The sequence below is a fragment of the Neisseria animalis genome, assembly GCF_900636515.1.
GTDB classification, from domain to species: Bacteria; Pseudomonadota; Gammaproteobacteria; order Burkholderiales; family Neisseriaceae; genus Neisseria; species Neisseria animalis.
Map to the genome: position 1 here is coordinate 1,110,683 of NZ_LR134287.1, position 17,401 is coordinate 1,128,083.

Annotated in this window: 17 protein-coding genes; 14 read left to right on the forward strand and 3 right to left on the reverse strand. The window is 52.0% G+C overall.

The window, feature by feature from the left end; translation table 11 throughout:
* The first annotated feature begins 9 nt into the window (after nucleotides 1–9).
* The 6 genes from EL111_RS05275 to EL111_RS05295 all read left to right on the forward strand — a co-directional run bounded on the left by EL111_RS05275 (nucleotide 10) and on the right by EL111_RS05295 (nucleotide 11,563).
* Nucleotides 10–591, forward strand: coding sequence for a hypothetical protein (locus tag EL111_RS05275; protein WP_123796323.1), 582 nt, complete (start codon nucleotides 10–12; stop codon nucleotides 589–591).
* A gap of 88 nt (nucleotides 592–679) precedes the next feature.
* Complete coding sequence (locus tag EL111_RS10525) at nucleotides 680–829, forward strand: hypothetical protein (RefSeq protein WP_162843012.1); 150 nt, start codon at nucleotides 680–682, stop codon at nucleotides 827–829.
* 217 nt (nucleotides 830–1,046) lie between these two features.
* On the forward strand, nucleotides 1,047–1,271 hold the full coding sequence (locus EL111_RS05280; protein ID WP_123796324.1) for a hypothetical protein: 225 nt from the start codon (nucleotides 1,047–1,049) through the stop codon (nucleotides 1,269–1,271).
* Nucleotides 1,271–1,918, forward strand: a complete 648-nt coding sequence (locus tag EL111_RS05285; protein ID WP_123796325.1) for a phage adaptor protein — start codon at nucleotides 1,271–1,273, stop codon at nucleotides 1,916–1,918. The genes EL111_RS05280 and EL111_RS05285 overlap by 1 nt, the downstream gene beginning before the upstream one ends.
* Nucleotides 1,919–1,944: 26 nt before the next feature.
* The gene (locus EL111_RS05290; RefSeq protein WP_123796326.1) at nucleotides 1,945–2,826 is read left to right on the forward strand and encodes a phage tail tip lysozyme; all 882 of its coding nucleotides are present in this window, start codon (nucleotides 1,945–1,947) and stop codon (nucleotides 2,824–2,826) included.
* Between the two features lie 70 nt (nucleotides 2,827–2,896).
* A complete protein-coding gene (locus tag EL111_RS05295; protein WP_126325841.1) occupies nucleotides 2,897–11,563 on the forward strand; it encodes a MuF-C-terminal domain-containing protein in 8,667 nt (2,888 codons plus the stop codon).
* 50 nt (nucleotides 11,564–11,613) lie between these two features.
* On the opposite strand, the gene EL111_RS05300 is transcribed toward EL111_RS05295, so the two are convergent.
* The 3 genes from EL111_RS05300 to EL111_RS05310 form a co-directional block, all read right to left on the reverse strand.
* Nucleotides 11,614–12,402, reverse strand: coding sequence for a KilA-N domain-containing protein (locus EL111_RS05300; protein ID WP_123795993.1), 789 nt, complete (start codon nucleotides 12,400–12,402; stop codon nucleotides 11,614–11,616).
* A 286-nt stretch (nucleotides 12,403–12,688) separates the two neighbouring features.
* On the reverse strand, nucleotides 12,689–12,973 hold the full coding sequence (locus tag EL111_RS05305; protein ID WP_123795994.1) for a BrnA antitoxin family protein: 285 nt from the start codon (nucleotides 12,971–12,973) through the stop codon (nucleotides 12,689–12,691).
* The gene (locus tag EL111_RS05310; protein WP_123795995.1) at nucleotides 12,951–13,226 is read right to left on the reverse strand and encodes a BrnT family toxin; all 276 of its coding nucleotides are present in this window, start codon (nucleotides 13,224–13,226) and stop codon (nucleotides 12,951–12,953) included. The genes EL111_RS05305 and EL111_RS05310 overlap by 23 nt, the downstream gene beginning before the upstream one ends.
* Before the next feature lie 251 nt (nucleotides 13,227–13,477).
* On the opposite strand from EL111_RS05310, the gene EL111_RS10530 reads away from it, so the two are divergent.
* From EL111_RS10530 to EL111_RS05330, 8 genes are all read left to right on the forward strand, one after another.
* Entirely contained in the window at nucleotides 13,478–13,627 is a 150-nt protein-coding gene (locus EL111_RS10530) for a hypothetical protein (protein ID WP_162842997.1), read from the forward strand.
* A 77-nt stretch (nucleotides 13,628–13,704) separates the two neighbouring features.
* Entirely contained in the window at nucleotides 13,705–13,866 is a 162-nt protein-coding gene (locus EL111_RS10535) for a hypothetical protein (RefSeq protein ID WP_162842994.1), read from the forward strand.
* Nucleotide 13,867: 1 nt separating this feature from the next.
* Nucleotides 13,868–14,029 (forward strand): hypothetical protein, encoded by a 162-nt coding sequence (locus tag EL111_RS10540; RefSeq protein WP_162842995.1) that lies wholly within the window; start codon nucleotides 13,868–13,870, stop codon nucleotides 14,027–14,029.
* A 56-nt stretch (nucleotides 14,030–14,085) separates the two neighbouring features.
* Nucleotides 14,086–14,532 (forward strand): hypothetical protein, encoded by a 447-nt coding sequence (locus EL111_RS05315; protein WP_123795996.1) that lies wholly within the window; start codon nucleotides 14,086–14,088, stop codon nucleotides 14,530–14,532.
* Nucleotides 14,533–14,540: 8 nt separating this feature from the next.
* A complete protein-coding gene (locus tag EL111_RS05320) occupies nucleotides 14,541–15,257 on the forward strand; it encodes a phage adaptor protein (RefSeq protein WP_123795997.1) in 717 nt (238 codons plus the stop codon).
* A gap of 1 nt (nucleotide 15,258) precedes the next feature.
* Nucleotides 15,259–15,432 (forward strand): hypothetical protein, encoded by a 174-nt coding sequence (locus EL111_RS10545; protein ID WP_162842998.1) that lies wholly within the window; start codon nucleotides 15,259–15,261, stop codon nucleotides 15,430–15,432.
* A gap of 10 nt (nucleotides 15,433–15,442) precedes the next feature.
* Nucleotides 15,443–15,667, forward strand: a complete 225-nt coding sequence (locus tag EL111_RS05325) for a hypothetical protein (RefSeq protein ID WP_123795998.1) — start codon at nucleotides 15,443–15,445, stop codon at nucleotides 15,665–15,667.
* Nucleotides 15,668–16,102: 435 nt separating this feature from the next.
* Nucleotides 16,103–17,287: a sugar transporter gene (locus tag EL111_RS05330; RefSeq protein ID WP_123795999.1), complete on the forward strand. Its 1,185-nt coding sequence runs from the start codon at nucleotides 16,103–16,105 to the stop codon at nucleotides 17,285–17,287.
* Nucleotides 17,288–17,401: the final 114 nt, after the last annotated feature.

Consider the following 17,401-nt stretch of genomic DNA (forward strand, 5'->3'; position numbering starts at 1 on the left):
GAGATAAATATGGCTGTTTATAATCTGTTTGCCGGTGGCGATGACCGCTATTTCGGCAAGTCTTGCGGTTCCGATGTGGATTTGCCGTTGTTTTCGCAACCTGACCAACGTGTTGACGGCGGTTATGGTTATCGTGAAAAAACGGAGTGGAAGGAGTTTTTACACCGTCTGCAAAAATATTATGGTGTGAAACCGTCTGAATTGGCGGTGGGCGACAAGTTGCGTTTGTATCTTTCGCCGAACCATGCGACGTTGAGCAGTTTGTTTGTGGATTTCCGCTCGGCGGCGGGCGGCTTTGAGTTTAAGCTGCAAACGGTTGAGGGTTTGGATTTGTCGGCGGATAAGTATGAATCGACTTACGACAATGCAACCGGCGAAGTGCTGACTTCGGTAAAAGGCAGCGGTACGCCCGAAGGTTTGGGCGGTGCAACGGCGGCTTATACGCAATTTGCTTTTGTGTTTACCGAACGCCCGCATACGGCGAAAGTTGATGCGGTGGAATTGGAAATTACGGCTTTGCCGCAAGACTTTTCCGGTAATTTGGATTTGCTGTTTGTGCGCCGCTTTGAGATGGACGGTATTCAGCTTTAAGGCTGTGTGAAAGGCAAAACGCCGCAATGGGTGGAATCATTGCGGCGTTTCTGTATTTGACCTTATCCAGATTAAGGAAAAATCATAAGTGGATTATAGCGCATTTTTAAAAATCATCAAGGAGTTGGTGATGAGACTTCCTGCATGGCGGCTGATTTGGCTTTCATTGGTGTTTTTGGTGTTTGCCGGTATTTGGAAAGCCGCCGATATTTTGAATGCACTGGCAGCGTGGAAATAGTCGAAACGCCGACAGGCGGGAACTTGTCGGCGTTTCTGTTTGCAACCCTTTCCATACAAGGGATTGAACGTGAATGAAGTATAGTCATTTAAAATAAGAATGATACAGCGTTGCTTTGCCTTGCCGTACTATGTGTACTGTCTGCGGCTTCGCTGCCTTGTCTCATTCTGTGTTATTCGACTATATAACCCAAAAACGAGATTAAAGGAGTTTGGAAATGATGGGTATGGTAGCTTACCGAAGCAAGATTAACGGCGTGGAATTTGATGTGCCGGAAGACGATATTACGGTAGATTTTTTGAATACGCCTGAAAAGTTGCAATTTATCGAGCCGTTGGATACGCCGCAACTTGCCGATACGGGTAAAACGGCTGCGGGTGTGCCGAAAGCCAAGGGTAAGACGGCAAAGGCAGGTGTTGAGGCTAAGGTGGAGATGGAATAATGAAGCTGGCCGATTTGATTGCAAGGATACGCTTGGACGTGAACGATATTGACAGGGAGCGTTGGGAAGACGTGCATATTGTCGATATGGTGAATGAGGCGTATTGCGAAGTGTTCAATCTGCGGCCTGATTTGTTTGAAAAGCGGGTAATTGCCAAGCTGGACGAGGGGGAAATGCAGCAGGTTTGCTGTTGCAGCCAAATCAAGTCGGTGGAGGCGTTGACGGACGCAAACGGTGTGAAGATTGCGGATTGGCGCGAAGTCGATGATAGCGCGACAAAGGCTTTCGGACGTTCGCGTTGCGGCGTATTGCCCGATTTGCCTACCGGCTACAAACTGGAGCATGAAAGCAACCGCTTTACGGTATCGCCGCCTGTGAGGCCGGGGCAGACGGTGTTTGTGAGCTTGGTTTGTTCGGTACGGCCTGAAAAGCTGGGGTTTGATGTGAATCAGGCTTTGGATCATTTCGGCTGTGCGTATTACGGGGCGTTGGTGGATTATGTGTTGTTCCGGCTTTTCGGTACGGAAACGGAATCGGCGGTTTCGGCGCAACGTTCGGCAGGGCATTACCGTATGTTTTACGACAGATTGAGCCTGCATGAGAAGAAGCGCAAGCAGTATCGGCAGGAGGCGGATAAGGCCGTCTGAACGGGCGGCTTTTTATGGGGCAGAGCATGGCAAAACAGAATCCTTTGATGGCGCAAACGTATCAGGCGTTTTTGAATGCGGGGTTGTCGCCGCAGCAGGCGCGGGCATTTACGGCGGAAGTGGGGCGCGAAAATGATTTCAATGCAACTTATATTTTCGGCAGGCATACCGATGCGAACAAGAAGCGCGGGACGATAACCAATCTGGGCTTTATTTCGTGGAACGGCAGCCGCAAACGGCAGCTTGAAAACCGTCTGGCCGGTAAGGGTTTGCTGAATGCGGACGGTACGATTAAGCGCGGGCAGGCGGCTTTGGACGAGATGGCGAAGTTTGCCGTGCATGAAATCAATACCAATCCTTCTTATAAGCGGACGAAAACGCAGTTTCTGCAAAATCCCAATGTGGATTACCACACGGCAAAAGAGGTATTGGGCAATAATTTTATCCGCTGGGATTATGCCGGCAATACGCTGGGCAAGGCGGTAGGCAAACATCATGCCAAGCGCGATCGGTATTACGCGCAACTGGGCGGCGTGATTCCGCAGGGCGGGGCGGATTATTCTGCCGGTAAGGATATGGCGCAGGCGGCAAATTTTATTCCGCCGGATATGCAGACGGCCAAGGCCGCGCCGGTATCGTTGGAAAGTCCGGCAGCTCCGGCAGATGATGTTCAGGCGGCTGCTCCCCATCATGAAACGGTATTCGAGCGGACGGCCAAGCGGGAAAAAAGCCATGCGGATATGCTGGAAAATATGCGTATCAAGCCTTTGGAATTTGACCGCCGGCCAAGTTTGCAGGAAGAGTACAGTACGCAATTGGCGGCGGCATTCGGAGAGTATCCCGATATGCACAGTAAAATTCCCGATGAACTGGATATGTTGATTCAGGGTATTTACGACGAGGTATAGGCCGTCTGTAAAGGCGGGGTGTTATCAGGCTGTCTGAATTTCAGACGGCCTTGTTTTTTATGGATTGAACATGGCGAAAATGACTCTTGAGCAGGCGCGTGCCTTTATTGACAATTATTACCAAAATCCCCCTGAAACGCCCGAGAGCGTGCTGTCCGGCTTCGGGCAGGTTTTCGAGCAGGAGCGGCAGAAATACGGGGTGGTTGACCAAGCACGGCTGCTGGAACACATGAGCAGCAATCTCGAGCGTGAATACGGCAAGGAAATGGCGGATATGGCGCGCAGCCGTTTTAAGGTTGACCCGGGGCGCAATCTGTTTGCCTATGCCAATGACGGCATGATTGCGGCGGGCAATGCAGTAACCGGCATGGCCAAGAGTGCGGTGGATTTTGTGGCACCGGGCAGCAGCTTTGCCAATTATTTTCAGGAAAAAATCGACCAAGGTAACGAATCGCGTTCCGATGCGGCGAAGCTGGCGGATTACCGCTTGCAGCAGGGCTTGGCAGACGACCAATCTACGGGGGATAAAATCGGGGCGATTGCCGGATATGCGGCAAGCGATCCGGTAAGTGCTTTGGGAACGGTAGCAGGTTACGGCTTGGGCGCGGCTGCTTTGGCGCGTTTGGGCGGTGTGGGCTTGTCGGCGGCGGCCAACGCCGCAATGGGCAGCGGTGCAGTACGCGGCCAAATTTATGATGATACGGTGTCGGCAGATGACAAGGAATTGATGAGCCTGAATCCGGAATACCGACAGTTGCGCCAAACCATGAGCGAAGCGGACGCGAAGTATGAAATCGGTACGCGCTTTTGGCAGCATTTGCCGGAGATTGCAGCGGGCGGCGGTGTGGGCTTTGTTGCGGGGCGTTCGGGCTTGGAAGGCGCACTGGCGAAAACCGGGGCGGCCAAGCCTTTGATGACGGGTTTGAAGGAAGTTGGCGGCGAAGCACTCGAAGAGGGCGTACAAACGGCGGCGGCCAACTATGGTTACAGCCGTATCGACCCGCGCCGCGAGCTGACGGAAGGTGTGGAATCGGCGGCTTTGATGGGGGCGGCCTATGGTGTGCCGTTGGGTGGTTTGGCGTTGGCGTCGCCGCAGATGTCGGCAACGGTTCGGGCTGCCGATGAGATGCGTAATGCGGATTTGCTGGCATTGGAGCAGGAATATACTGCCCGCCGACGTGGAGAAACCCGCGAGGATTACGACAAGCGTGTAGCGGAGACGGCGGATAAGTTCGGGCAGGCGGTGGCAGAAACCAACCGCAAATACGATGATTTTACCGGCCGGCTGATGGCTGATGTCCGTTTGGGCAAAGGGGTATGGAGCGGCGATTCGGAATACGAGCAGTTTGCACGCATGGTAACGGCGGGGCAGTTTGTGCCGTCTGATACGGTGGCGCAGGGTGTGCCGCAGCGCAACCGTGATGGCGGATTGCCGGAGCTTTGGCAGGCGGCCAAGGCAAAAATCCGTGATTTGGCAGGCAGGGTGTCGGCTGACAAGTCGTTGCGCGAACAGGTGGACTTGGTGCCGGTATCGCCGCAGGAAGCGGAGCTTGCCAAACAACACGGATTGGATATTGCCGGTTTTACGCATATGATTGACAGCAGTGCCATTAATCATGTGCTGAAGAACCACGGTAATGAGAAAACGGAACGAAACCGCGGCAACGTGGCGGTAACGGCAGATGATTTTGAGACGGTTGCTGATGTGATTGCCAACCCCGATACGATGGTTTTCGGCGGCAGTACGCGTTTGAAACGTGATGCGGTTTTTTATGTGAAGAAAATGGACGACGGTTCTACCGCCGTGATTGAAGAAGTAAGAACGGGTAAGCGCAAAATGGCTGTAACCAGTATGCGGAAGTACCCGCCGACGACACATGCTTCTTCAATCCTGAAGACCCTTAGTCTGAACGCCCGAGACGGTTTCGGCGGGAGTAAGGTCAGTATAGTACAAAAACCCTACAGCAACAATCCGCTGAAAGCCAACACCGCCCCTACCGACCTGCCGACCGACCGTATCGCACCGACCGCCCGCGAGCGGGCAGCGGCGGCAAGCACGCAGACGGGGCGTGTGGTGGCAGGCAAAGCCGACAGCGTGGACGTATCGGGCAGATATGAGCCGGTAGTGTGGGAATTGCGCGAAGCTTCCGATATGGGGGCAACGGTAAGCAAAGCAGAGAACCAATACCGTGACCGTAACCGTGCAGCCAGCGAGCAGCAAATCAACCATATTGCGGCAAACTTGGATTTCCGCAAAATCAGCGAATCGCCGTTTATGGATTTCGGCGCACCGGTATTGGCCAAAGACGGAGAAACCGTTATCGGCGGCAACGGGCGCGTGGCGGCGGTGAAACAGGCGTATGCTCAAGGTACGGCAGAAAACTACCGGCAGCAGCTTGCCGAACATGCGGCGGATTTCGGCTTTACCCCCGAAACCGTGGCAGCATTCGAACAGCCGGTATTGGTACGCCGTCTGCAAAACGATGTGGACATCAAAAAAGCAGCAATTGCTTCCAACGAAGGCGCAGGCTTGGCCATGAGCAGTTTGGAACTGGCCAAAACCGATGCTTCGCGTCTGCCGCCGTTGCAGCTTTTTACGCATAACGAAAGCGGCAGTTTGAACACCCCTGCCAACCGCAGCGCGATTGCCCAATTTGTCGGCAATTTCCCGCAAAACCAACAGGCAGCCTTGCAGGACGCAAACGGTATGCTTTCGCGCGAAGGATTGCGCCGTTTGGAAAACGCCATGCTGTATCAGGCATACGGCGACAGCCCCGCTTTGCAGCGCATGGTGGAAAGCAACGACGTAGAAAGCCGCAATGTGGGCAACGCCTTGGCGCAATCGGCGGGCGTGGTGGCCGATGCGCGCAACGATATGGCTTATGGCGACTTGTACGATTTGGATATTGCGGCCGACTTGGTACAGGCGGCAGATTTGATTGAGTCGTTGCGTTCGCAGGGGCGCAGCGTGCAGGATTATTTGGCACAGCAGGACTTTGCCGATACCGTGGGCGATACGGCGAAAATGTTGCTGGCGTATCTGGACGGCAATATCCGCAGCGCGAAAAAAATCCGCGATTTGATACACGCCTATTACGGCGAAGTCCGCGCATTGGGCAATCCCAAAGAAGGGGATATGTTCGGCGGAAACGATACGGTAACACGACAACAGCTATTGAGAAAGGCTATTCATGAGCAATCGGGAGACTTTGGAACAGAAACGCAACCGGGAAATACGGGAGCGGATGCAGACGGCGAAACAGGCAACGGCCGGGCAGCAGAAGCAGGCTCTGATGAGGCTGATTTACAATCTGGAACACAATCCGCAGATGGCGCAGGCGATGGAAGCGGCGTTGAAACGGTTGGCGGGGCGGTAAGGCCGCAAGAGACGGACGAGGATTATCTTGCCGATGGTGCGGCAATGACGGATGCGGAGCAGGAGGCAAATGATGTGCTGTTCAGCTTGGACGAGTCGGCTGATTCGGTGTTTGCGCGCGCGGTGGATAAGGCGGCAGGCGGTTATCAAGGTGACCGTAAGCGTTATATCCGTATGGGCACCACGCCCGATGTACTGAAAATGCTGGGTTTACCTGATACGGCTATTTCCATGCGCGAAGATGTTTTCAATAAGGCGATGGGCGGAAAGCACAATTTGACTGCTGCTGATATGAAAGCATTGCCGCGTGAAATCAATAATCCTGTGGCAGTAGCAAAATCACGCAGTACGGATAATGGTTATGTGGTTTTTACCGAATTGACCGAACATGAAAACGGCAAAGAAAAGCCGATTATTGCTGCACTGCATTTAAAAACATCAGAGAAAGGTTTGGAAGTTATTGATGTTGCCAGTGCTTACGGGCGAAGCAAAAGGCAGATTGAAGCGGATTTGCAACATACGCTGTATTGGAATAAAGAAAAAGGTTATCCGTTTGTTGATAGAGCGCAGCTTCAATTGCCAGTTGTCATTCTCAACAAGGATAACCTTTCCAGCTCCAATATTAAAACAGAAACTGACTTGGCGCAATACCGAAGCGGTAAAACCCCAACGGACTTGACCGAAATCAACACCCGTTTGCGCCGTGCATTGGGCGGCGAACGGGCGGCTTTGGTGCAGGTGGTAGATTCCAAAACCGCTTTTCCCAAGGATTGGACGGCCATTAAATCGGGCGGTATCGAGGGCAGCTTTAACCGCAAGACGGGCGAACTGTATCTTTTTGCCGACAACCTGACCCCGGAGCGGGCGGTATGGGTGGCTTGGCATGAGCTGGGGCATAGGGGTTTTGCGGTAAAAGGCAGCCGCGAATACCTGAATACGCTGGATTTGCTGGGGCGCAATGAAACGGTGGCGAAGATGGCAGACAGAATCCAACGGTTGCGACGCGATACGGACGATGCGGCGGCAACGGTACGCAGCGTGGCGGTGGAAGAAGCGGTTGTGGAACTGTATGCGGCACAGCAAACAGGCAACTGGGCGGAAATCGAGACGCGCTACGGGGTGGAAATTTCAGACAGCCTGAAACGCCGTGCGGGTAATTGGTTGAAACGGATTGCCGAAACCTTGCGCCGTGTGTGGGCGATGGCAACGGGCAGACGAGAGGTTTCCGATCGCGAGGTGCTGGAAGCCTTGGCGGATATTCATCGGGATAATACGGCCGAATTGGACGGGGATTTGGGCGGAGATGTGCTGTTTTCCAAATACAGCGATGATGCGGATAAAGTGAATCGTGCGTTTGAAATCATGACAGAACCGTTTGGGGACAGGTTTATCGTAAGCAGAGATTCTTCGCGTATCAGCAATTCAGAATATGTTGAGATTTACGATGCGGAAAATGATGAAGGTTTTAAAGTACGCGTTTCCGACCATTCTTTGCCTGCTCATCATCGTAATCCTTATGAAGCGAAGTTTGAAGTATTTCCGCGCGGCGGCAAGGATACCAACAGTCGCGGTGAAGATGCGAAGTGGCATACCGACGGCAGTTGGGTGGAAGCGGTTGAAAAGGCGGCAGAAATGTTCGGATTGGAAATTCCGCCGCATGTGAAAGCGGTTAAAACCCGCATGGAGAGAAAGGCGGAGCAGGGGGAACAAAGCAAACCTGCAAGAAAAGCAGCCAAACGTAATCCGAACGCCAAGCGGATTAAGGAATTGAAGGCGCGTATTGCCCAATACGAGGAGATGATTTCGTGGAATCAGGGCGAATCGGAAGCGGCGGTAAGCAACCGTAAGTATTTTAGCGAACGCATTGCTGAATTTAAGGCTGAAATGGAATCGCTTCAGGATTCGGGCAGTCGGTTCAGCCGTTCGCATGATGCGGATTTTGCACGCAAGGCGGCGGTGTTGCAGGGAGAGCCGGTGGCAGTTATCAGCGAACGGAAAGCTCCACAAGGATTTAAGGCTTTAAGGGAATGGGCTGCAGGCCTGTTTAAACAGGCGGGTGGTGCGGCAGTTAATCCTGAAGTTGGAGAGATTGCATTAAATGAGCGGGCTGTTCGTGACTCCATTGCACACGGAATGAATCCGTTTAAGGCAGAAGCATTTGCTGTTGTTCCGGAAGTGATTGAACAAGGTGTAGTTATCCATCAGGGCAGAAATCCTGATAATGGTGCGGAGTATGTTTATATCAGCGCACCAGTGATGATAGAAGGGAAAGATGATGTGGTTACGCTGCTGGCAAGAAATACGGGCAGCGGCAGACAGATGTATCTGCATAGTGTGGTTACAAAAGAAAGTATCCTGAATGCCAGTGATACCGAGACGGCTGTAATCAGCCGCGAAACGGGGAAGGTCAATTCAGGATACATAGCCAATATACTCCGTAATTATCTGAATTACAAGCCTGAAACGGAAAACAGTCTTTCCGATATGCGTTTTTCCCGTGCTGACTTGATGACGGAAGAGCAGGTGCGGGAGTTTGCCGAAACGGGGGAAATGCCGCCGTCTGATTCGGTGTGGCAGGATATGCAGCAGGCTTATCGCGACGAGCAGGTGCGCGGGCGGTTGAAAGACGGAATCGTCAGCAAGAAAGACAAGCTGCTGGAAGCGGTGGAAGATGCGGCCATTCAATTGAAACGCTGGGCGGACGGTCTGCCTGATTTGGTGGCCGATGCGCCGATGCGCCAGCTTTTGGAACAGGCTTTCCGCCGCGCGCCGAATATGCGTAATGCGAAGAATCAGGAAATTCAGGTGCGTTTTGTAACGCCGCTGAATAAGGAATTGTCGCGTTTGCAGAAAAAGTACAAGGGCAAGAGCTTGGTTGAGCTGAAAAACCTTGTCGGCTATTGGATGAGCGCGAAGTATGCGCCGACAGCCAACAAGCGGCTGATTGAGCGGGCAGAAGCCAAGGTTGAAGAGGCGAAGGCGGCGTTGGCGAAAAAGGAAACGGCGGCGAATAAGGCGGCTTTGACCCGCGCGGAGAAGGAACTGGCGGAATACCGCGCGTCCATCAGCGGTAAGAAGCAGGGCAAGACGGCGGGCGGTTTCTCTAATCCTGTGGCGGCCAAGGTTAAGGCGGATATTGAGCAGCATATCGAGCTTGCGGACTTGGAGGCGGTGGCCGGCCATGTACGGGGTATGCTGGACTTTGCGCTGGACTTGGATTTGGAAAGCGGTATGATTTCCAAGGAGATGTATGATGAATTTAAGGTAAACGTGGATTATGTGCCGTTTACGGGCAATCCTTACGACCCGCTGAACGGCAGCGATGATGAACGCGATGTGTTGTTCGGCGGCGGCAGCGGGATTAATCAGGCGCGCGACAAGCAGATGAAAGGCCGTGTTTCGATGGCGCAAAACGGTATTGATGCGGCGTTCGGCAGGGTGGCGAAATCCACGGCCAACTACGGCTATGCGGATTTCAAGAACAAGCTGAATACGGTGTATGAGCGTGCGCTGCGCCATTATCTTGATATGGGGCTTGATGAGCATGAGGCCAAGAAGCGCGTGGCGGAGGAAATCGGCATTGCGCGCGCGGCGCGTTCGCCGTTTTCGCGCAATACGGACAATGTGATTTTTCATAAGGTAGACGGGCGTGATGTGGAGTTTTCGTTGCGCCCTGCGGTGATGGCGGGGATTGTGAATGCGAACCGCGAAGAAGTGCCGTCTTTTGTAAAACCGGTTCAGGGATTTACGCGGCTGTATGCGCGCGGGGTAACGCAATTTGCGCCGGCTTTTGCGCCGATGAATGCTTTCCGTGATATTTGGGAAAAAACGGAGATGATCCGGGTAATGGAAGGCTGGAACGAACAAGGCGGAAAGGTGGATATGGATAAGGTGGCGCGGCAGGCTTGGGCGAATTTTACGAAGTCTGCACCGACAACGTTTAATGCGGCGTGGAAGGGGGATTTTTCAGGGAAGGACGGCAAGCTGCTGAAGCAGTTTTTGGATTTGGGCGGGGTATCGACTTACGGGACGATGCTGGCGAAGACGGAAACGGATATGCTCAAGCATGTGGCAAGGGAAAGCGGTACGGCTTTGTCTGTGCTGAAAAAGGGTGTGGAAAGGGTTGAGCAGTACAATCAGATGTTTGATTTGATGCCGGGCTTTTCGCTGTTTAAGGCGTTGACCGACAACGGGGTATCGGCGGAGGCGGCGGCGGGATTGGTGTTGGGAACGGCCGACTTCAATAAGCGCGGCGCAAAAATGGGTATTGTGCGTGCGCTGTATATATTTTCGCAACCGACGGCCATGGGCGCGGCCAACTTGGGGCGTTTGCTGGCTACGGCAAAAGGCCAGCGGCGGTTTGTGGGGCAGGCTGCGGCGGCGATGGTGCTTTATTCGCTGCTGCGCGGCATGGAAGATGAAGACAATGGCGGCAACAAGCTGGATCAGGAAGGGGATATGACGCGCTATATTCCGATTCCGATGGGCGGTGAGTTGTTGAAAATCCCTGTGGGCTTCGGTTTGCCGCAACTGGTTTGGAATTTTGCGACCAACAGCGTGAAGGCGATGGAGGGGGATATTACGGCGGGGGAGGCGTTCGGCAATATGCTTGCCCATTGGTCTAAGACGGTGGCGCCGGTATCGCCGTCTGAAATTTCGGTGGCGAAGTATCCGGGGGCGAAGTTGGCGATGACGGTTACGCCGACGGTTTTTCAGCCGATTATGCAGAATGTATTAAACCGTAATGCGTTCGGCTCACAGATTACCAAGGGCTTTGTGCGCGAAGATGTGTTGAAGGCGGAGCAGTCTAAGACGACAACGGCACCGGAATGGAAATCGGCGGCTTTGTGGTTGCAGCGCAACTTCGGTATTGATTTGCACCCGGAGCAGATTCAGAATCTGGTAAACGGGTATGCGGTATCGGTATTGCGCGACGGGATTAATTTCTTTATTGAAAATCCGAACCGCGAGGCTTTGGGCAGGCAGCCGAAGACTTTGTTTTTCAATTCGATATATGGTCCGCGCAATGAGTTTGCGATTCAGAGCCGTTATTATGAGGCGGTAAGTGAGGCTTCGGAGGTGTTTAAGGAGTTTGAAAGCCGCAAGAGACACGGGGATTTGAGCGGTTGGCTGGACGATGAGAAGCGGGCGGTGATTGCTTGGTATAAGCGGGCGAAATCGGCGGAGTCCCGTGTATCGCGCCCAAAGGCAAGGGCTACGCGCTTGTTTAACAAGGGCGGCTTGTCGGAAGAGCGTATGCGTGAGGTAACGGTACGCACCATCGGAAGACGGGCGGATATGCAATCTGTTGCGCTTGGCCAATGGCGTAAATTGAAAGGGCTGAATACGGCTTTTGAATAGCGGCGTATCGGGAAAAGGCCGTCTGCAAAATACCAGACGGCCTTTTTTATTTAGGCGAACATATGCTTCAAGCAGGGAATGGCTCTGTCTTCAAACGGGAAGGTTGAGTAATGTACTTGATGCCGGTAGATTTTGCCGTCCCGAATGATGACGCGGTATTCTGCGTTTTCATTCAGATTGAATGGGATATTTGCCTGATTGCGGTATAGCTTGGGCACGGTTTCCAAGGTGGCGGCGGTTTTTTTCTCGGCTTCTTCGCGGTATTGCGCGCCTTTTGCGACGGCTACGCGCGCCATCAGGCTTAATATTTCGGGAAATTGTTCGGGCGGTATGTCTTTGTAGCCGCTTTTGAATTTGGCTTTGATTGCCGACCAGAGGGTAATGGCCAAGGCTTTTTGTTTTTCAAAGGGTACGGATTGTACCAGCAGGTTGTGCATGGCTTTGACTTCGGCCTGCTGCTCGCGGGTCAGTCCGTTTGGCAGGGCTTTTTGGGGCTGGGTTTGCAGACGGCCTGAAACAACTGCATCGAACGTACGGATAACTTGTAAAAAGAATTTTGCAGAAATCCAAGTAGCGTAGGCGTAAACCAGTTCTTTGCAGGCGTATGTACCGCGATTTGCACCACCCCTTATAACCTGAATAACTTGTTTCGGTTTTTCCAAACCTGAAATTTCAGGTTTGGAAATTTCATCAATCAATTCATTTGTTTGCTGAAGTTTTAGCCAATTTGTCAGTTCATGGCGCTTTTCGCCACCACTGGCTTTATGTAAGTCGTTCAGATTGTAAAGTCTGTTTGAGGTTTGGCGGATTGCCACACTTGAAATTTGAATTGCGTTCATGATGAACTCCTAGTTGATTAGTAGAAGCCCACAATTGAGGTGGGCGGGTCTCAACTACCGCAACTAGACGGCTGCCGCTATTCCCCTTCGGGTATTGTATTTACGGCTATCGACCCGCCATAGAAAAGGCGTTTGTGCAAATTCTTTTCAAGGAGCGAACAAGAAAACGAACAGGCACAAAAAAAACGCGCTATCGGGGCGAATGATTCCGCTAGTTGTTTAGTAGTAAGGCAATCATACAAAATAAAACCCGCTTTGTAAAGCGGGTTGTGTCAATCAATATTGGTTATGCCTGCTGCTCCAGCCATTCGGCAAGGGCTTTGTCCATACGCGCCTGCCAGCCTTTGCCGGTTGCTCTGAATGCGGCCAGTACGTCGGGAGACAGGCGGATGGATACCAGCTCTTTTACGGGGGCTTTCTGCCTGCCGCGCGTTCTTTTTGCTTCATGGGCCATAACCATTTGTACAAATTCGGGCGACATGACTTCGTGAACGGGCTTGAATTGCGCCATTTCTTCAGCCGATACTTCGCGTATGTTGCCTGCTTTGTCAATCAGCGGTTTGTTGCTCATATCGTTTGACCTCCCTTTTGTTGGCTTTGCGGAAACTGATGATGCGGATGCCGTCGGCAAGCGGTGTAAAACAAAGAAAATGCAATCTGCCTCTAATCATGCCGTAGGCGGCATAGCGTGGCTCGGGGTAGTCGTGTCGGATGTCGGGCAGTATTTTTGCTCCGCTCCATTCAAAGTCCTCTGCCGCTGAAAACGGTAATCCGCGCTCTTCTTCGTTGTGCTTGGATTTGACGGGGTCAAATTCAATCCGCATTTCAATAGCCTGTTTGAAAGATTTAGTAAATTGTAAATACAATTTGCTGTTGAGGCAAGCGGTTTGATTGGCGGGTAGGCTGCAATTTTTTCCTAATCGGGGATTAGGCCGGTTTTTTTGCGGTATAGTGGGTTTGTCTGCTCCTTTTTGTGCCTGTGTGCTTTTGCATACGGGCATTTTTTTATGCGAAACGCCGTGATGGGTGGAATCATCACGGCGTTTCTGTGCATTAACTTAGACGGATTAAGTCAATGAATGGAAAAGATTATATCGAATTTTGGGATAAGGTGCTAGAAAAAATGGAAAAATTATCAACGTGGCGTTTTTGGGCTTTATGGCTGCTGGCTGCTGTGATTGCGTTTATTTGGCGGCTACCGGAAATTCTGACGGCTTTGAAGTGAAAAAAGTGAAACGCCGTGAAGCGGGAACTTCACGGCGTTTCTGTATTTAACCCTTTGTGCAGTAAGGATTGAATTGAATGAATGATAAACGATTTACCTTTAAATTGCTAGGAGTTTTGATGGAAACGGTCAATTTTACCCCTAAGGAATTGCGTAAAACCATGTGGACTGCCGCTGTGATTTTATTTGCTGCTATTTTGCTTTGGCGACTACCGGAAATTCTGACGGCTTTGAAGTGAAATGGATTTTAACGTAAAAGTAAAGGGTGGGAAAGTGATTGAAGCATTGGATAAGGCCAAATCGGTTCGGCGGTTGCTGTGGGGGTGTGTTTGGGCTGTTCCGTTGACGGTTTTGGTTTGGAAAGCTGCTGATATTTTGAATGTGTTGGCGGCTTTGAAGTGAAAAGTGCAATGCTGACGGGCGGCAGGTTTTTTTGAATGATGTTGTGAGGTGTGGTTATGGCCAATCGGAAGATTTCGACGCATATCAGGGTGTCGGATAATACGGCGGTGGCGACTGCGGCGGGGTTTGAGTTGAATCCGCTGCGGCCGCAATCGGCGAATTTTAATGTAACGGATAAGCCGGTATCGCTTTATGTGTGGGGCTTGCAGGCGGGGGAAAGGGTAACGGTTCATCGTGCGCGTGTGGCTTCGCTGGGGGTGTCGGGCTGGCGTAAAGAGGGTGTTTGCTGCCCGGCTGCGCTTGAGCCTGATGATAACGGTAATGTCGATCATGCGCCGTATGTGCGCTGTGGGGAGGCGGCTGTGCTGACTGCGGAGCACCCGCATTTTATTGTTGATGATGTGGGGACGTTTTTCTGCTTGTATGATGGGGATAATGATGTGGTTATCGAGAAGCGGGAAGACGGGATTGTCCGCAAGCAATGTATCTACCAGACTTGCTAGGGGGTGTTATGGGCTGTGGGTGTGCGAGTAAGTGTGCGACGGTAACGACGCGTATCGGCGGCGGGGATTGTGGTTTTTCGGTATGTGATAACCGCGGGCGTGATGTGGATTTTGTGCCGCTTGCTGAATTTCTGCCGCGTGTGCGTTTGATTGCTAAGGGTGTGCCTGATGATGTGGCGTTGGATTATATCGGGCAGGCGGCTTTTGAGTTTGCGGTAAAGACGCGGTTGTTGAAGCGTGAGTTGGTGTTTGATGTGCAGGCTGATGTGCAGGATTACTACCTTGAGGCGGGGGAGTGTGAGCAGGTGCATTTGATTCGCAAGATTGATTTGGATTGTGATGTTTGCGGTACGGCTTCTTGTGCGGTAGATGCGGGGTATTGTGCTAATCAAAATCTGTTGTTTGATTTTGAGCCGCCGGAGAAAATTTGGCTGAAAAAACGCCCTGATGCGGACGCGGAGAATGCTTTTCGGGTGGAGTATGTGGCTGCGCCGACGCAAACGGCCTGCGAGGTTGACCGCTTGTTGTTTGACCGGTATCAGGACGCGGTGGTGTCGGGGGCGTTGGCTTATCTTTTGCTGATGCGGCAATATGATTTTGCCGCCCCGCAACTGGCGGATAGGTATGAATCGCGTTTCAGGCGTGAAATCAATCGGGCAAAGATTGAGGTGGCGCGTGAGGTTAAGACGAACGACCGGCATTTTATTGTTTGGGGGAAGGTGTGAGATGGGTTGTTGTAAGGTGTTGGAATCTTGTTGCGAATGCAGTCGGGGCGTGGGTTTGAGTGATGTTTTGCCTGTGCCTGATGTGATGGAACGGGTGGAGGTGCGCCCGATTGTGCAATCAGATGACGGCTGCGATATGCGGCCGTGTTGTGGAAATGATAAGGCTGTTGAATAGGAGATTTGATATGAGTGATAAGTTGAAGGAATGGTTGTGCGAAGAGGATAAGCCTTTGGGCAGGTTTACGCATTGGCTGGCACGCTTGGGCGTGAGTTCCAAGGTTGTGATTGATGTTCGGGATTTTGATGAGTTTGAGACGTATTGTTGGTGTTGCTGTGTGTGGCGCGGGCTGATTGCAGGTGGTCTGATCGGATTGCTTGCGGGCTGGCTTGCTTGTAAGTTTTTGCTTTGAATAAAACCCCCGAATAGGGAGTTATTTGTTTGGCAGCTCCCGCAATTTTTGCTTCACCCAACCTGAAAAATCGGGCAGGGAGTTTGCAAGTTCGATTAGCTCTTTATCGGTATTGCGGTTGAACGATACGGTTTTTTTCAAGCGGGCGGTGCTTTGTTTACCCGATGCAAAGTCAAATATTATTTCAAAAAATTTCTATTAATTCTGCATAAAAACCGTTCCGCAAAAAATTTTCGCTTATTGATTTAAAAGGGAAAAAATCAAACCCCGCAAACCAGTTTGCGGAACATAAATTAGTTTGCAGGGCTTGATTTACTTGGGTTTTACCGCAAAATGTGATTTTGCAGACGGCCTTTTGCTGCATTTCCCACCTTGGGTAATCCGCGTACAATACGCGTTTGATAAATATTTAATTTATTAATGAAAGGAAGGGCAATGTCGGCTGTTTTGAAAATCGACAGGTCGTGGCTCAGCGTGATGGCGCTGGCGGTGGGGGCGTTTATTTTCAATACCACCGAATATATTCCGATTGCGCTTCTGAGCGGTATCGGCACAACATTTGATATGCCGCCCACACAGGTGGGGGTGATGATTACGGTATATGCGTGGATTGTTGCGCTGCTGTCGCTGCCCTTGATGCTGCTGACCAAGAATTTTGAGCGGCGGAAATTGCTGCTGGTGTTGTTCGCGCTGTTTGCGGCAGGGCATGTTTTGTCGTTTTTCGCTTGGAATTTCAATATCTTGCTGGCCAGCCGCGCGCTGATTGCGCTGGCGCATGCGGTGTTTTGGTCGATTACGGCGGCATTGGTGATACGGGTGGCGCCGAAGGGTAAGGGTAATCAGGCTTTGGGACTGCTGAGTACGGGTACGGTAATGGCGATGGTGGCGGGTATTCCGCTGGGGCGCATTATCGGGCAATATTTCAGCTGGCAGGCCAGCTTTTTGCTGATTGGTTTGTGTGCGGCGGCGGTGATGCTGGTTTTGGCGAAAAACCTGCCGCTGCTGCCGAGCGTAAACAGCGGTTCGCTGGCCAGCCTGCCGCTTTTGGTGAGGCGCAAAAATCTGATGCTGCTGTATGCGTTTACCGTGTTCGTGATTACCGCGCACTTTACGGTATACAGCTATATCGAGCCTTTTGTATTGCAGGAGGGTGGTTTTGGGCCGGATCAGGTAACGCTGGTGTTGGGCTTTTACGGTTTGGCGGGGTTCGCGGCATCGTATCTGTTCGGGAAATGGTTTGCCAAATTTCCGCGCCGGTTTTTGGTGGGCGCAACGGCGGTGATCGTGGCGGTTACGCTGCTGCTCCTGCCTGCGGCGGCTTCGGCTTGGGTGGTATATGCGTTGTGTTTTATATGGGGAATCGCGATTTCCGTGGTCAGCTTGGCGATGATTGCCAAAGTGTTGGATTTCGCTTCGGATGCGACCGATGTCGCTACCTCAATCTATTCGGGTTTGTATAATGTCGGCATCGGCGGCGGCGCGCTGCTGGGGCATTATGTCACGCTGTGGTTCGGCTTGGATGCAGTCGGGTTTGCAGGTGCTTTGCTGGCTGCGTCGGCAGCGGTACTGGCATGGCAGATTGTCCGCCGGAATGATTTTTTGGCGGCAGATAAGGCTTGAGACCTTTGCAAAATTCAACGCAACTGTCCGTAGGGGCGGATTCCGCATCCATCTGAAAGTCAATGTATTGAAAAATATAGTTATTTGATACGGAATGATACGGCGTTGTTTTGC

What these genes read in the sequence shown, in the direction of transcription:
- EL111_RS05310 (WP_123795995.1), bottom strand. Translation starts at nt 13,226, where the DNA reads ATGCGGATTGAATTTGACCCCGTCAAATCCAAGCACAACGAAGAAGAG.
- EL111_RS05315 (WP_123795996.1), top strand. Translation starts at nt 14,086, where the DNA reads ATGGCCAATCGGAAGATTTCGACGCATATCAGGGTGTCGGATAATACG.
- EL111_RS05305 (WP_123795994.1), bottom strand. Translation starts at nt 12,973, where the DNA reads ATGAGCAACAAACCGCTGATTGACAAAGCAGGCAACATACGCGAAGTA.
- EL111_RS05295 (WP_126325841.1), top strand. Translation starts at nt 2,897, where the DNA reads ATGGCGAAAATGACTCTTGAGCAGGCGCGTGCCTTTATTGACAATTAT.
- EL111_RS10545 (WP_162842998.1), top strand. Translation starts at nt 15,259, where the DNA reads ATGGGTTGTTGTAAGGTGTTGGAATCTTGTTGCGAATGCAGTCGGGGC.
- EL111_RS10540 (WP_162842995.1), top strand. Translation starts at nt 13,868, where the DNA reads ATGGATTTTAACGTAAAAGTAAAGGGTGGGAAAGTGATTGAAGCATTG.
- EL111_RS05320 (WP_123795997.1), top strand. Translation starts at nt 14,541, where the DNA reads ATGGGCTGTGGGTGTGCGAGTAAGTGTGCGACGGTAACGACGCGTATC.
- EL111_RS10535 (WP_162842994.1), top strand. Translation starts at nt 13,705, where the DNA reads ATGAATGATAAACGATTTACCTTTAAATTGCTAGGAGTTTTGATGGAA.
- EL111_RS05300 (WP_123795993.1), bottom strand. Translation starts at nt 12,402, where the DNA reads ATGAACGCAATTCAAATTTCAAGTGTGGCAATCCGCCAAACCTCAAAC.
- EL111_RS05325 (WP_123795998.1), top strand. Translation starts at nt 15,443, where the DNA reads ATGAGTGATAAGTTGAAGGAATGGTTGTGCGAAGAGGATAAGCCTTTG.
- EL111_RS05275 (WP_123796323.1), top strand. Translation starts at nt 10, where the DNA reads ATGGCTGTTTATAATCTGTTTGCCGGTGGCGATGACCGCTATTTCGGC.
- EL111_RS05280 (WP_123796324.1), top strand. Translation starts at nt 1,047, where the DNA reads ATGATGGGTATGGTAGCTTACCGAAGCAAGATTAACGGCGTGGAATTT.
- EL111_RS05330 (WP_123795999.1), top strand. Translation starts at nt 16,103, where the DNA reads ATGTCGGCTGTTTTGAAAATCGACAGGTCGTGGCTCAGCGTGATGGCG.
- EL111_RS10530 (WP_162842997.1), top strand. Translation starts at nt 13,478, where the DNA reads ATGAATGGAAAAGATTATATCGAATTTTGGGATAAGGTGCTAGAAAAA.
- EL111_RS05290 (WP_123796326.1), top strand. Translation starts at nt 1,945, where the DNA reads ATGGCAAAACAGAATCCTTTGATGGCGCAAACGTATCAGGCGTTTTTG.
- EL111_RS05285 (WP_123796325.1), top strand. Translation starts at nt 1,271, where the DNA reads ATGAAGCTGGCCGATTTGATTGCAAGGATACGCTTGGACGTGAACGAT.